Source organism: Chryseobacterium sp. HNCC26DJ239 (assembly GCF_057180445.1).
The window spans coordinates 388,550-403,019 of record NZ_JBXUGJ010000003.1 but is presented as its reverse complement, the minus strand read 5'-3'; the positions used below and the strand labels follow the sequence as shown (position 1 = coordinate 403,019).

16 protein-coding genes and 1 tRNA gene are annotated in these 14,470 nt (G+C 32.1%); 7 read left to right on the top strand and 10 right to left on the bottom strand.

What is annotated here, in order from left to right; translation table 11 throughout:
* Positions 1-95: 95 nt before the first annotated feature.
* Positions 96-1,406, bottom strand: coding sequence for a ribosome biogenesis GTPase Der (der, locus tag AC2A1D_RS08500; RefSeq protein WP_484043200.1), 1,311 nt, complete (start codon positions 1,404-1,406; stop codon positions 96-98).
* A gap of 274 nt (positions 1,407-1,680) precedes the next feature.
* On the opposite strand from der, the gene AC2A1D_RS08495 reads away from it, so the two are divergent.
* A tRNA-Gln gene (locus AC2A1D_RS08495) sits at positions 1,681-1,751 on the top strand.
* A 1,020-nt stretch (positions 1,752-2,771) separates the two neighbouring features.
* On the opposite strand, the gene AC2A1D_RS08490 is transcribed toward AC2A1D_RS08495, so the two are convergent.
* Together AC2A1D_RS08490 and AC2A1D_RS08485 are read right to left on the bottom strand one after the other, a co-directional pair.
* Positions 2,772-3,842: a glycosyltransferase family 4 protein gene (locus tag AC2A1D_RS08490; RefSeq protein ID WP_484043199.1), complete on the bottom strand. Its 1,071-nt coding sequence runs from the start codon at positions 3,840-3,842 to the stop codon at positions 2,772-2,774.
* A 12-nt stretch (positions 3,843-3,854) separates the two neighbouring features.
* The gene (locus AC2A1D_RS08485) at positions 3,855-4,730 is read right to left on the bottom strand and encodes a glycosyltransferase (RefSeq protein ID WP_484043330.1); all 876 of its coding nucleotides are present in this window, start codon (positions 4,728-4,730) and stop codon (positions 3,855-3,857) included.
* A gap of 95 nt (positions 4,731-4,825) precedes the next feature.
* Between AC2A1D_RS08485 and AC2A1D_RS08480 the strand changes: the two genes are divergently transcribed.
* Positions 4,826-5,011: a hypothetical protein gene (locus AC2A1D_RS08480; protein WP_484043198.1), complete on the top strand. Its 186-nt coding sequence runs from the start codon at positions 4,826-4,828 to the stop codon at positions 5,009-5,011.
* 73 nt (positions 5,012-5,084) lie between these two features.
* Here the strand turns inward: AC2A1D_RS08480 and AC2A1D_RS08475 are convergent, their stop codons facing one another.
* The gene (locus AC2A1D_RS08475) at positions 5,085-5,225 is read right to left on the bottom strand and encodes a hypothetical protein (protein ID WP_430807379.1); all 141 of its coding nucleotides are present in this window, start codon (positions 5,223-5,225) and stop codon (positions 5,085-5,087) included.
* 113 nt (positions 5,226-5,338) lie between these two features.
* The gene (locus AC2A1D_RS08470; RefSeq protein ID WP_484043197.1) at positions 5,339-5,899 is read right to left on the bottom strand and encodes a DUF6680 family protein; all 561 of its coding nucleotides are present in this window, start codon (positions 5,897-5,899) and stop codon (positions 5,339-5,341) included.
* 298 nt (positions 5,900-6,197) lie between these two features.
* On the opposite strand from AC2A1D_RS08470, the gene AC2A1D_RS08465 reads away from it, so the two are divergent.
* The 5 genes from AC2A1D_RS08465 to AC2A1D_RS08445 all read left to right on the top strand — a co-directional run bounded on the left by AC2A1D_RS08465 (position 6,198) and on the right by AC2A1D_RS08445 (position 8,530).
* Entirely contained in the window at positions 6,198-6,680 is a 483-nt protein-coding gene (locus tag AC2A1D_RS08465) for a hypothetical protein (protein WP_484043196.1), read from the top strand.
* A gap of 2 nt (positions 6,681-6,682) precedes the next feature.
* Entirely contained in the window at positions 6,683-7,609 is a 927-nt protein-coding gene (locus AC2A1D_RS08460; RefSeq protein ID WP_484043195.1) for an IS1595 family transposase, read from the top strand.
* Complete coding sequence (locus tag AC2A1D_RS08455; protein ID WP_484043194.1) at positions 7,600-7,845, top strand: hypothetical protein; 246 nt, start codon at positions 7,600-7,602, stop codon at positions 7,843-7,845. Before AC2A1D_RS08460 ends, AC2A1D_RS08455 begins: the two co-directional genes overlap by 10 nt.
* Positions 7,846-7,908: 63 nt before the next feature.
* On the top strand, positions 7,909-8,082 hold the full coding sequence (locus AC2A1D_RS08450; RefSeq protein ID WP_484043193.1) for a hypothetical protein: 174 nt from the start codon (positions 7,909-7,911) through the stop codon (positions 8,080-8,082).
* Positions 8,048-8,530 carry a DUF6169 family protein gene (locus AC2A1D_RS08445; RefSeq protein WP_484043192.1) on the top strand — a complete coding sequence of 161 codons (483 nt, stop codon included), beginning with the start codon at positions 8,048-8,050 and terminating at the stop codon, positions 8,528-8,530. The genes AC2A1D_RS08450 and AC2A1D_RS08445 overlap by 35 nt, the downstream gene beginning before the upstream one ends.
* A gap of 52 nt (positions 8,531-8,582) precedes the next feature.
* On the opposite strand, the gene AC2A1D_RS08440 is transcribed toward AC2A1D_RS08445, so the two are convergent.
* The 5 genes from AC2A1D_RS08440 to AC2A1D_RS08420 all read right to left on the bottom strand — a co-directional run bounded on the left by AC2A1D_RS08440 (position 8,583) and on the right by AC2A1D_RS08420 (position 14,356).
* Positions 8,583-8,927, bottom strand: a complete 345-nt coding sequence (locus tag AC2A1D_RS08440) for a DUF1972 domain-containing protein (protein WP_484043191.1) — start codon at positions 8,925-8,927, stop codon at positions 8,583-8,585.
* A gap of 127 nt (positions 8,928-9,054) precedes the next feature.
* Positions 9,055-10,131 (bottom strand): glycosyltransferase family 4 protein, encoded by a 1,077-nt coding sequence (locus tag AC2A1D_RS08435; protein ID WP_484043190.1) that lies wholly within the window; start codon positions 10,129-10,131, stop codon positions 9,055-9,057.
* 1 nt (position 10,132) lies between these two features.
* Positions 10,133-11,359 (bottom strand): glycosyltransferase family 4 protein, encoded by a 1,227-nt coding sequence (locus AC2A1D_RS08430; protein WP_484043189.1) that lies wholly within the window; start codon positions 11,357-11,359, stop codon positions 10,133-10,135.
* Entirely contained in the window at positions 11,313-12,047 is a 735-nt protein-coding gene (locus AC2A1D_RS08425) for an acyltransferase (protein WP_484043188.1), read from the bottom strand. Before AC2A1D_RS08425 ends, AC2A1D_RS08430 begins: the two co-directional genes overlap by 47 nt.
* A complete protein-coding gene (locus AC2A1D_RS08420) occupies positions 12,044-14,356 on the bottom strand; it encodes a nucleoside/nucleotide kinase family protein (protein WP_484043187.1) in 2,313 nt (770 codons plus the stop codon). The genes AC2A1D_RS08425 and AC2A1D_RS08420 overlap by 4 nt, the downstream gene beginning before the upstream one ends.
* Between the last annotated feature and the right edge of the window lie 114 nt (positions 14,357-14,470).

Sequence of the window (14,470 nt, the reverse complement as noted above, 5' to 3'; positions counted from 1 at the left end):
CGTTGCTATTGATTAAACAATCAATATTACGTGTAACAAAATTATAAAATAAAAAACAAAAATCCCTCTTAGAAAATCTAAAAGGGATTGTAAAATTATTTTTGTCTGAAATATACTTCAATAGGAACTCCGGTAAATCCGAATTCTTTTCTCAATTGATTTTCAGTAAATCTCTTATACGGCTCCTTCACGTACTGTGGAAGGTTGCAGAAGAACACAAACTGCGGCGAAGGCGTTGGAAGCTGTACACAATATTTAATTTTAATGTACTTTCCTTTGTTTGCAGGTGGTGGTGTTCCTTCAAAAATTGGAAGCATCACTTCGTTTAATTTTGAAGTTTTAATTTTCTTCTTACGGTCTTCGTAAACCTGCATTGCCATATCAACCGCTTTCAAAATTCTCTGCTTCGTTAATGCCGAAACAAATAGAATTGGAATATCGCTGAATTGCCCAATTTTATCTTTAATAGATTTTTCGAAATCACGCATCGTGTTGGTTTGCTTGTCTTCAATTAAATCCCACTTGTTTACCAAAATCACAATTCCTTTTCTGTTTTTCTGAGCTAAACCAAAGATATTCATATCCTGAGATTCCCAACCTTGTGTAGCATCAACCATGATGATTACCACATCAGAATATTCAATTGAACGAATAGAACGCATTACTGAATAGAATTCCAAATCTTCGTTTACCTTAGATTTTCTACGCATTCCGGCTGTATCTACCAATACAAACTCGTGCCCGAATTTATTGTAAAGCGTCTGAATACTATCTCTTGTTGTACCTGCAATATCGGTTACAATATTTCTTTCCACATCAAGCAAAGCATTCGTCATGGTAGATTTCCCTACGTTTGGACGACCTGCGATGGTAATTTTTGGCAATCCTTCAAAAGGATCTTTGTAATCTGTAGTTGGAAAATCTTTTACAATATCATCCAGTAAATCTCCTGTTCCAGAACCTGTAGCTGAAGAAAGAGTGTAATATTTATCAATTCCTAACTGATAAAATTCTGTAGCAGCCAGTTCTTCTTTCGCAGAATCTACTTTATTAATTACAATATAAATAGGTTTATTAGATCTTCTTAGGAGTCTGTAGATTTCGTAATCAGTATCAGTTAAGCCTTCTTCCACATTCATCATAAAAATGATAGAAGTAGCTTCGTCTACCGCCAATTGCACCTGCTTTCTGATTTCTTCTTCGAAGATATCATCTGTACCTACATCGTACCCTCCTGTATCGATTACAGTAAAATCTACACCATTCCAGTCAGATTTCCCGTAATGACGATCTCTGGTTACACCTGCAGTAGAGTCTACGATAGCCTCCCTTCTTTCTAATAAACGATTAAATAACGTGGATTTTCCTACGTTGGGACGCCCAACGATTGCAACAATATTCGACATAAAAAATGTTTAATAATCCTTAGCTAAAGCTTAGGACAAGATTATCAATGGGTTACTTCAACTTTTGAAGCCCAATTTTTTTGCAAAGATACGCTAAATTTTATGGAAAAGAGAACTTCCACCAAAGATTCCTTACAACAAACAAGCTTTAAATAAAGAAAAATATAAAAAATAACGCTTTGTTTTTCAAGGTTTAAAAGGAATTATAAAGAAAAATCTTCAATCTATATTTTTATTTTTAAAATAAATTATCTAATTTCGCAGACAAGAAAACAGACCCATGGTGTAGCGGTAACACTACTGATTTTGGTTCAGTCATCTGGGGTTCGAATCCCTGTGGGTCTACTCTTACAAAAGGTATTAACTTCTACAAGTTGATGCCTTTTTTGTTTCTACTCCACACAAAAATGGCAACACAGGAATATGCCGCCATCTAAACTAAAAATAATTAAAACTTAAAAAACCCTAAATACCGGGATTTGAAAATCTGATAAACGTATTGAAATCTTTTTTCGATTTGTTTTAGATTAATTTATCAGGAGGTAGTAATTTAATTCATCATTCTTTGTGTGTTTTTAGAATCCTTTTCTTCGAAATAATTCAATTTCTCTTTTGTGTGTTTTTGTGCTTTTTTTCTTTTTTTTTGAACGAACTTAATTCATCATTCTTTGTGTGCTTTTAGAATCCTTTTCTTCGAAATAATTCAATTTCTCTTTTGTGTGTTTTTGTGCTTTTTTTCTTTTTTTTGAACGAACTTAATTCATCATTCTTTGTGTATTTTTAGAATCCTTTTCTTCGAAATAATTCAATTTCATTTATTTGTGTTTTTGTGCTTTTTTTTCTTTTTTTTTTTGAACGAACTTAATTCATCATTTTTTGTGTGTTTTTAGAATCCTTTTCTTCGAAATAATTCAATTTCACTTTTTTGTGTTTTGTGCTTTTTTTCTTTTTTTTTTGAACGAACTTAATTCATCATTCTTTGTGTGTTTTTAGAATCCTTTTCTTCGAAATAATTCAATTTCACTTTTTTGTGTTTTTGTGCTTTTTTTTCTTTTTTTTGAACGAACTTAATTCATCATTCTTTGTGTGTTTTTAGAATCCTTTTCTACGAAATAAACTGACTCATCATTTGTGTTTTTTGTGCTTTTTTTTCTTTTTTTTTGAACGAACTTAAATCATCATTCTGTTTTGTGTCTATATAGATTCCTATTTTTTTTAATTTGATTTAAAATCTTCTTCATCACTATATGCCACTTGCATTCCAAAGTTTAATTTTAATTTTAAATAATTGGTTATCAATATTTTAATGAATTGCAAAACCTTGCCATTTTTCCATTTTTTGGAATTTCACTTGTAAAATGGAATTTATTTTGCTTTTTCCATCTCTTTAATATTTTGCTTCCACGTTGTAAATTGATTCATCATTTTAATCACTTTAAATATGAAAATAAACGCGATAAAAGAAATAACAGAAGTATAAATGGAGTAATTTTTAAAGAATAAATATTGTACTATAAATGTGATGATATTAATTAAAACAAAGGTTAAGGTAATTTTTTTATGAGATAAACCCAGTTGTAAAAGATGATGATGAATATGCGTCTTATCTGCTTTGAAAGGAGATTTACCTCTTAAGATTCTATCGGTATAAACTCTTGCAGAATCTATCACGGGAATGGTAAAAACAAATAAAATAAAAAATATACCATAAGGGAAGCTTGTTGCAGGACCGTCGAATTTTGTAATATAAATTCCTAAACAGATTAACAAATACCCTAGAAATAATGCTCCCGAATTTCCTAGAAAAATCTTGTTTGTCTTCGACATGTTGTATTTCAAAAAAGCAATAATGCTTCCAATAAAAAGAATTCCGATTCTTGCCATTCCCAGTTTTTCCTGAACCATCATGATTACAAAAAACAGTACAAAACCAATTCCCGCTACACTCCCTGCCAAACCATCGATACCATCAATAAGATTAAAAGCATTTACAGCAGTAGTAATGATTAAAACAGTAAGAAAGTATTGCAGATAAATATTAATTTCAAAAATTCCAAACAAACCATATAAAGAGGTAATTCTAATTCCTGAACTTGCAATAATAATACTTACGCAAAGCTGGATAATAAGTTTATAACTGGCTTTTAGGTCTGTTTTATCATCTAAAGTTCCTACCAAAAGCATAATGTAAGAGGTTATGATAATGGGTAGAATTTCCTTCCAACTGTTATCTCCGGAAATACCCATCAATAAAAAAACAATTATCCCAATAACCAAACCTCCAATTAATGGAATTGCTGTTTGATGCACTTTTCTGGCATTAGGGACATCTACGAGCTTAAATTTCTGAGCTGCCAATCTCATTAAAGGAATAATACACATTGCCAAAACAAAAGCAAGGATTCCGAATATGGATAATTCAACAAAATTTTTCATAGCAATAGTTTTTTAAGCGGTTTTGTTGGGTTCATTGAAGAGTTTTGTGTTTTTCAAATGTTCCAAATGATACTTTTCTAGTATAGTTTTATCTAGTTTAGAGACAACAGGATAGACAAAAGTTTTAGGTTTTTTACTATAAGCTTCGCAGATAAGATTATTGTATTTTTTAGCGACTTTTTTCCAAGTATATCTTCTTTCTGCTATTTTTTTCATTTTTGCAGCGCATTTGCTAAGCTCATCATCTGTAAGATTTTTAAGAATAGTTTTCAGTTCAGCTTCGTCTGAGAAATAAAAAGCTTGATTTTCTGTGGTGGTTCTGTTGTAAGAAACCCCATTACTAATAATTGGAAGCCCCAAAAACATTGCCTCTACCAAAGAAGGATTGGTGCCGCCCGCAGAATGACCATGTATATAAAGTGAGGCGTTCCCGCGGATAAGATCAATAGTTTCCTGGTTGTAGATAGGATCTAAAAGAAAAATATTGTCAAACTCTGAATATTGCTTTTTTAAATCTATTCCGTACTGGCTATTGCTCCAGTTGCCCACCAAAACCAGTTTTTTATCGGGAAACTCACTGAAAACTTTTAAAATAGTATGAACATGATTCTCTGGCTCTATCCTGCAAACTTTCACCGCATACTTTTCAGATAAAAAAGGATACTGCACCTGGTTTTCGGCAGTGGGACAAAGGTTTGCTTTAGTATGATCTGCACCGTATTCTATTACTCTACTAATTGTTTTGTAACGCAAAGACGTATAATCCTGAATCGATTCGTTATCCGAAATATCTATGTGAGAAAATCTTACCGCCAGTTTTTCTGCCCACCATAAATACAGCTTTGCGGCTAAAGACCATTTATCTCTCTTCCACTCAATACCGTCTATAGAAATAATAATCGGTAACTATACGTTAGTTTACACAAACATAAAACATAAAAAATAAAGATCAACTTTTGTAGTTGGTCTTTTTTATTAAAATTATGGAAACAAAAAAATATCCACTCGTATACATAGAATGGGAAGATTCATATTCTGTACCACAAAGCTGGCATACAGAAGATGAAATGACTGGAATATTAGCTGATGAAAGTTTTATCGTTAAGCAAGCAGGATTTGTTATAAAAGAAACAGATTCATTTATAGTATTAGCAAATCAGTTGAATTAACTTAACTTATCAGCAGATTAATATTCGGGATTACATAGAATTCCGAAAGGATGTTTACAAAAAAGAATTGAGATTACTTCTTTTTTGGAGTTTTAGATGGAGATTTCTTAGGTGCAGGTTTATCAGTTTCCTTGACAGTTGTTTTAGGATTTTTCTTAGCATACTCTTCAGTAACATATTCACCTGAATCAGCATCTCTATATCTTTTAGCCATGATTATTTGTTATTTAGTTTAGATAAATATACAAATAATAAATTGAAACAAAAACAACAAAGACCTACTAATTTAATAGTTGGTCTTTTTTTTATTAATAAAATTAGAAATTACTATGATTCATCCTCTTTTATTTCATGAAGATTTTGATAATAAGTCAGTAGGTATTCATTTAAAGACGTACCAGATTCAAAAAAATTTCTTGAAGCTTTTTGATAGCTATTATAATCATCGTCTGCATGAGCATGAGCCTGAGGGCTATACCTACGTTGAATCGCAGTTTGTTTCAACTTTTGATATCCTAAGCTTTGAGCCATTTCAGAAAGAAGTTCAGTTCTCAATAAGTCCCAATTTTGAACAGCATTATTCTGAGATGGATTATTTAACGAATCATAAAGCCTGCCCCATGCAGCTAAAACTTCGGAAGAGTCTTCAAAAACGATGTCAATTTGATTTAGCCCATTCACAAAGCTATGATGTGTGGGACTACCTCGAAGTGAAAATAGCATTAAAAACAAATCGCTTTTTGCTTTGTATTTATTTTGTTCATTATCTAATTTACGCCCTGTTTCAACGGCTTTTATTGGAGAAATAGCAATCCAGTAAACTGTTATGGCTAAGATGGCTAAGCTAATAAACCAGTAACTGATTTCGAAATAATCTTTGGTTTCCATAAGTTAATTTTTGTCTGCAAAAATAAGATAAAAGGTATAATTTTTGTATTTTTGTAGGAATATTTATCGAACAAAAAAAGAAGCGTTAGCTTTTATTCTGTTACCTGAAATCTGGAAAATTTCTCATATGACGCAGAATAAACAACTGGCACTTACATCCTATATGGGTGTGGGTTGTCTTGTTTATGTCATTGGCAATCCAGAGCCTCAGGTAATAAATTAAGACTACAAACCCACGCCTTCTTTTATTACTATCAATATTTCTACTTTGGGTTTGAGTGGATTAACAAATTCACTTATGAAAAAAATTATCCTTTCAGTATGTATGTTAATGGGAGTATTTTGTTTCTCTCAAACATTAACTAAGAAGTTTAACTCATATTATAACAGATATGACTATTATGATGCTTCATCAAACCTTATAGGTTATGAAAAGTATAACAGTTATTCTGGACGGTGGGAGTATTATAGTTTGAAAAGCCCTCAACAATCAAGGCAACCATATCAGTATAAAGATCCTGAACAATTAGATATCTCTAATTTAGGTAATGCTGCAACAACTTTGCAGAACCGATATAGTAGCAATCAAAAGAATGCTCAAGCTGTTGTGGATGATATTCTTTATCAAATAAAGTCTTTAGACATATCTGATGATCGTAAAAATAGAATCATAGATGCTTTTAATAAAACTGTCACTAATAATATGGAATCTCTTTATAGAGGTAATGTTAATTGGTTATATGATGCTGCTAATGCAATTATTAAAAATGTAAAAGACTAATTATGTTTAACACCAACATAAAATCAGTATTTGAATTAACTCAAACCTTTTCAACAGAACAGGATTGCATTGATTATTTGGAAATGTTGAAATGGAACAAACTTCCTATAAGCCCTTTTGATGAAACTTCAAAAGTATATAAGTGTAAGAATAATCAATATAGATGTAAGAATACAAGTAAGTATTTTAATGTTAAGACAGGAACAATGTTTGAGAATTCTAAAGTTAGTCTTCGTAAATGGTTTATGGCTATTTGGCTTGTTACTTCACACAAAAAAGGGATTAGTTCTATACAGTTAGGAAAGGACATTGGAGTAAGACAAGCAACAGCATGGTTCATGTTACAAAGAATTAGAGCCTGTTTTGGTATTGAGAATAATAATGAGCTTGAAGGTATTGTAGAATGTGACGAAACCTTTATTGGAGGTAAGAACAAGAACCGTCACAAAGATAAGAAGGTTCCACACTCACAAGGACGAAGTTTTAAAGACAAAGTTCCTGTGATGGGTATGCTACAAAGAGATGGTAAAATGAATGCTTTTGTTGTAACCGATACAAAAAGAAAAAGTATTCAACCTTTGATTTGTAGATATGTAAATCCTGAGAAAACACTATTAATTAGTGATGAATGGTGGGCTTATAAAGGCTTAGATAAATATTATACTCATAATGTAATAGACCATTCCAAAAAAGAGTATGTAAGTTTGCAGGACAATAATATACACACAAATAACATTGAGGGAAGTTGGAATATACTAAAAAGAAGTGTTTCAGGAATGTATAATCATGTTTCAAAAAAGCATCTTCAAAAATATGTTGATGAATTTGTGTATAGATTTAACCTGAGAAAGGTCACAGACCAAGAAAAATTCAGATATTTGTTGTCAAATTCAAATGTCCGAACTAAGTATAAAGAATTATGTCATTAGGTGAAGTACTTAAAGAAAAAAATGTGAGATACATTACAAAAGATGGTGTAGATTATTTTTATGTGGAAGATATAGAGAAAAATTATGAATACTTTATGTTCGATGGCGGTAAAATAATCTATATAGATAATATTCCTTTAATTGACGGTAAATATGTAGTTAAATTAACGGAATTTGATTTGAATATGAAAAAGGTTTTAAACTTTAAACCTAATAAGAAAGATAAAGAATCTTAATTTTAAAATCAAGGGTTTTGGTAATACAAAATAATGGTTCTATATTTGTATTCAATTGTAAATATGGAACATAAAGGAAAAAAAGTCCTTGAATGGACAGAAATAAATGGTAAGAAATATCCTAAAAGGGTGGTATATTATGGTTCAAAACCACCTAGTGTAGATAAAAATAATGGAAAACTAATTGATACAGTTTTTGGCGATGGATATGTACACTTGGGAAGAAAGAGAAAATAATGTATTTGAAATTATAACCGATAATTATGATGTTTATTATTTGATATTAAAACCTAAGGAACATCATATTCATCAATTTTGTGCCGAATGTAATGATATTTATGAGATTGATCTTAAATGTACCTCTACTAACCCACAAAAAGATTTCAAATTAAAACGCACGGTTATAAATATATTAAGAGAACAACTTACTTACAAATGCGTTAGTTTAGTTTATGTCTGTGATGATATAGATCAATTAGGTTATTGTAGAGAATACTTATTTGATAAATGGTTTGATGAAGAAGCTGATGAAGAAATTGAAAAATTTGTAAAAACTCATTGTGGTGATGTTGAAGAACAAGAATGTTTAAATATGTATTTTATTGCAGATAAGAATTGTAGTAATTATGAAGAAAATGCAAATGATTTCTTATGTGATCATCTAAATATAGAACAAGAGGACTAATTAACTTTAGTCCTCTTTTATTTTTAATAAGCTAGTGTAAACTGGCGTATAATTACCTAATAATCTTTTTCTTGGTAAACAGCTTTACGAAAGGTAAAAGCCAAGCTCCTGCGACTCCCAAAACCAACAAAACATCACTCGTAAACAATGCATGGAAAATAGAAAACGAGTCATACGGAATGCTTTGAATTCCGTTCGCATCCAATGGCAAATACTTCAGTTTGGCTCCTTTCCAACGATCCAACCTCTCTTCTTTACTGTATTTTTTTGAGGAGCAGTACACCGTAAAATCATACGTATCTGCAAGCTCTTCTACCAAATGCGCTGCTAGTGTCTCAAAGCCGCCATATTTCGCAGGCAAACCTACAGTCCCAATTATTGCTACTTTTGTTTTCATATGTAAAGCATTTGATATCATCATCACTATTTATATTCCAAGAAAATAAAAACAATTTAAAGTATTGAAATTCAATTATTTAAAATACATTGAATGATAAATAATTTCCGAAATTTGGAAATTAAAATCATAAACTGGAAACAACTCTAACCGCTTCTTTTTCAAAATATTCTTCAGTAAAAAGAAGGCTTTTTTGATAAGACACCATACTGAAAGCTTGATAAACAGAAGGGTTTTTGAATAAAAAATTCATTTTTTCAGAGATTTCGTCAATATTTTTAGAATCAATTAAAAATCCGTTTTCTCTATTTTGTACAAGTTCGGTAACGCCTCCAATAGGCGGAACAATTGCAGGAAGTGCATAGCGCATTCCTTCAAGAATGGTAAGTCCGAAAGTTTCTACCCATTGATCTGTATGGGAAAGATTAAGAATAAGATCTGCTTCTCTATAAAAAGGATGAGTGTCGGTTTGGGTTGGGTATATTTTAAGATTTTCAGAAAGTTGTTTTCCTTTAAAATATTCCTGAATTTCTTTCTCGGAAGCATTAACAACCAATTTAAAAATATACTGAGAATTTTTTTCTGCCAATGTGTAAAACTCACGAACACCTTTATAGTCCTTTAAAGAACAAATCATTAAAACCACACGTGTTTTATTTTCCTGAAATTGGAAACCTTCAGCTTTGTCTACAAAAGCCTGTTCCAAAACATTATAAAGCAGTACCTGATTTTTTATTAAAGATTCTTGCTTCATCAAAAATTCGGATACGAAAACCACTTTGTGAGCCGTACATTTTGCTATTCCAAAAAGAAGACTTTTAAAAATTGCCGGTTTTACAGATGTTTCATGAATATGATAAATAATTTTACATCCTCTTATTTTCCCGGCAACAGCCGCTCCAAAAGGCAAAACGGTATTGATATATACCAAATCTCCTCTTTTCAGAAAAAATAAAAGTTTCAAGGTCAACAAAAACTGACTTAGAAAAAAATTAAAAATTCTAACAACAGAATTCTCCGAGAAATGGTACCAAAACGGATGATTTTGTACCAAGGGAACATCAGAAAGAAATCCTTTTCTTCCCCCTGAAGTAAAGAGATGAACTTCGATATCGTTCTTGGTCCATGCTTTTAAAAGTTGCATCAGAACTTTTGGGCTCCCGCTGAAGTCATTTAATAAGTGGATGGCAACGATTCTTTCCATTTCAGATTTGGTTATAAATTGCGTTAAGATGCTCTCCTCTTTTTTCCCAAGAGAATCTTTCCAAATATTTATTTCTTGCTCCTAAGCTCAGTTTTTTCTGTAAACTTTTGTCTAAAAAAAGTCTAAGCAAAGCATTACTCAGTTCTTTTACCGTTTCACCATATCCTTGTTGCGGCACTGTAAAACCACATTTCTGATCGATAAATTCTCCCGGTCCTTCATTTTCCAGACAAACGACAGGCAAACCGAAAGAAAGCGCTTCCGGAACCACCATTCCGGCTCCTTCGTGCGAAGGAAAAAGAAAAACAGAAGATTTTTCGTACATTTTCATAAGGTCTTTTCGGTCTATCCATTCGATAATTTCTATGAAATTTTCCATATTATTCTCCTTAATCAAAGCTTCGTAGAAAGGTTTTTGATCGCCTGTTCCCACAAGAACCAACTTGCACTGCGTTTTGTTTCTTTCCCAAAGCTGGTTTACAAAAGTGGCAAAAGATCTTATCGTTAAATCAAATCCTTTTAAGGGAACAAATCTCCCTACACTTATCACGGTAAAATCTGTTTTTTGAGAAATTTCATCTTTCTGATAAAAATCCTCGGAAGCAACTGAAGGATAGAGAGAAAATTTATTTTCACTGAGATTAAGCTTTTCAGGAACACCACTATTCATGCTCCAAATATGATTAGAATGCTGCACGGTTTTGTGTAGCGAACCTGAAAACTTCCAGAATAAATTTTTCACCAACCAAGTAAGTCGGTCTTTAATTAAATATTTTTTAGAATAATCCTTCAAATATTGTTTCGGAATTAAGGGATGATGCCCAACTGGCCCCCAAACCATCGGTTTATTGAGCTTCCAAAGGAAACTTGGCGTCCAATCATTGTGAAAATTCACATTATGAACAATATCATAATCTAAATTCTGCTTTTTTATGAAAGAAATAATTCCTTTTTGCCAAAGATAAAAATACAGCATTGCGCCACGACTTCCTTTCTTCCAAAACCGCATCCAGTATGGCAAATCGAAATAAAGAAACTCCATATTTTCGTAAACAGGATCCGGATTTTCCGACATATATTTTTCTATATGAGAGCGGTTATTTTCGCGGGTTACGGCAATTACTTTTCGGAAGCGTGCAATTTGGTAAACAAAGTTCCAACCCATCGCATCTTCAGAACCTTTATACGGATTTACGGCATAGCAAGTCGCTAGAATAGTATGATTCATGAGTTCTTGTTTTTAAAAGTTTTGCGGGCACACCTCCAATGATGCTATTTGCTGGAAAAGACTTCGTAATAACGCTTCCTGCTGCCAAAATACAGCCGTCTCCAATTTCTACGCCATCGAGAATGGTTACTTTACTTCCAATCCAACAGTTTTTCCCTATTTTAATACCTTTTCTATTAACACCTTGGTGTCTTATTGAAGTATGTAGATCTTCGTAATTATGATTTTCGGGATGACAGCTTAAATATTGCCCAACAATACATTCATCCCCAATTTCCAAACCTCCAGAACCACCGAGATATGCAAACTCTCCTATCCCAACATTGTCTCCTATTTTAATTTTCTCTCCGATGTTGTTAAAAGAAGTTGATACAATAATTCTACTGAAAGCGCCAATGGAAACATTGTCTCCAAATTCAATTCCCTGTTTTGCTAATGCAGAAACATATACGTCGTTTCCTAATCTTAAGAATTTCCCCCAAGTAATTTTAGAAATATTGAAGAAACTTACTCTCTTTCCTAAGAGCATTGCTTTTGGATTTTTAAGAAGAAATATTACTTTTAAACCTCTTAAAAAACTCCAGAGCTGAACCCAACTCAGCTGTAAGATCGCTCTGGAGCCCACACAATTATCTATGAAAAAACTAGGATTTCTGAGTTGTACGATTTTCTCAATTATTGTTCTCATTTTGCGGTAATTATAGTGTTCATAATTGTACCCAAAGTGGTATCGAGATCATTGTTTTCTATAGCCAGATATTTAGATTTCTGGTTTTGTTTGTCCAGTTTAGTAAAAAGCTGGTTGTACTCTTTTGTAAGTTCACAAATGGAATGATAAGAAAGCTCTTTCTTTCTGCTTAATATTTTTTCTGGTTCTGCATACAGGAAAAAATTAAACTTAGGCTTCAGAAGAAGATGATATCCTGTCTCGGTTACAGATTTTGGAAGCTTAATATTGCTTCTTTTTGCATCTGCGATAAAATCGAAATAATATCTATCATATAAAACTATTTTCCCCCTCGAAACATATTTAAGATAAATAATAAACTGGCCTAAAATGTAATCTGTATAATAATATGCAAACCTTAAAAGTGATGAAAAACCGCTTTTATTTGTTCCCTGTCTCGGTAACGAATTTACAGCGTCTTGATGTGCCTTTTCTTTACCTTTCGTCCATACACTTAGTATAGGGAGTAAAGAAGGTCTGTGTCTTAAAACCTTTACTGGTCTTCTGTATCTTTTTTCGATAAGTTCAGAGACTTCCGAGATTACCGTAGATTTCCCCGCCCCATCTACACCACTGAATGTAACGACAAAACCTTTTTCTGCGAATGAGTCTTTTATATAATTAAAAGTATTTTTTACAAAGCTGAAACCTCTATTTACTTTTTCTCTTTTAATAACTTTAAGCTCTGTTTTTCTGTCTGATATTTTCCAAGACTTTAATTTTTCGGAAACGAAAGATTGATACTTTTCCGGAATATCGAATCGGTTTAAAGTATAAAACAGGTCTATAAAACGAGCCGTATCTCTTTCAGAAACTTTATAAACTCCAAAAGTGTTTTGTATTCTTCTTTTCAGAATTTTGCCCACACTCATTATTTGAAGATGCTTCCATTTAAATTGGAAAATTAAATCTAAATTCAAAATCTGGTTCTGCCACGTAACCACTCTTACCGACTTCATAAAAGATTTTCTTACCACGTAAACATTGCGTACAAGTGAATGAAGCGACAAATAATGGATCAATTTTTCTGAATCTTGAGAAGAAATCACTAAATCGATATCTGAATTGAGGTTTAATTTTTCTGGCTCCTCCTCAATAAATTTCAATGTAGCGTACTTAGTTTGGGCAAGCCAATCAAAAACATCCATGATGAGAAGCTGTCTTTCTGTGTAATTTTCAGTAAGGAAGATATTCAAAGCTTCAGACCAAGTCTGCAACAGCCAATGAACCTGGGTATGCCATTTTTCTTGAGCAGAATATATTTTAAGGTAAGACAAAGTATTGATAAGCAAATAAAACTTAAGATACTTTTCTAAATCTCTATTGTTAAACTGAAACGCTATTGCATTTTTTGCTTTTATTTCTTCATAAATTTCTTTCCAGGGCTTTCTTTCGATTAAAACTCCGTTTTGAATAATAAAATGAAAAAAATCAAAACCTTTTGAGCGATCAAACCGAGCAAGTTCCCAGTCGTAAACCGCCAACATATTTTTTTTAGCAAAGCAGTTCCACGGCGTAAAATCGCCATGAGAGAAAGAGAGGGCCACATTTTCATTTACATCAATATTACTCAACACCACACTTATTTTTTTAAGGAGACTAAGAGAAACTCTTGTATCATTTGTGTTTTTAGACTCCTCTTTAAGATGTTGAAAATGGGCCCAATCTAAAACTCTGCAATTTCCCTGGTATTTTTCTTTAATACCTTGAAGGGCTTTTGCATGAACCAAACCAAACTTACTTTTTCTGCGTCCTTCTTCAGAAATGTCCTTAATCTGTAAGACATGATCGTTATGAAGAAAAACCTTCGGCGCTATATACTGATTGCTGTTTCGCGCATATTTACTATTAATAAATTCTTTTTTGATGAGATTTTTAGCATTCTCTGTTTCTGCGATTTTATAAAAAAATCCATTGGCAAAAAGAAGTGCCTTATTATTAGGGCCTACCGTTCCGGTAAAAATTGCCCAATCGCCTTCTATATCAAATAAAGGTTCTTCTCCTTTGATGTAGTATACTGTCTCTTTTTTAAAGCAAAGCTTCTGCAGACCAAAGCCAAAAACAATTTTCACAAGAGTAGAAAATAATTTTGCTTTAAAAGTTCCTGCATTATAAAACTTTAAAAACAAGGGCTTTTTAGAATTAGAATTCCAAAACCACCTTACACTTCCATCAGGATTCAGAATATAGGAGAAGGAGATTTTTTTCTGGCATTCTTTCTCTTGCTCAGTGAATAATCTGTAACCAGTATGGATGAATAATGTTTTCATGACCCTATCTTATACCAAAACAGTATAAAAATATTTGCCACGATTATAATTGATTGATTTTCAGATATTTAAAATAAAATAACATTAGAATAAATTCCAAAATATGGAATATTC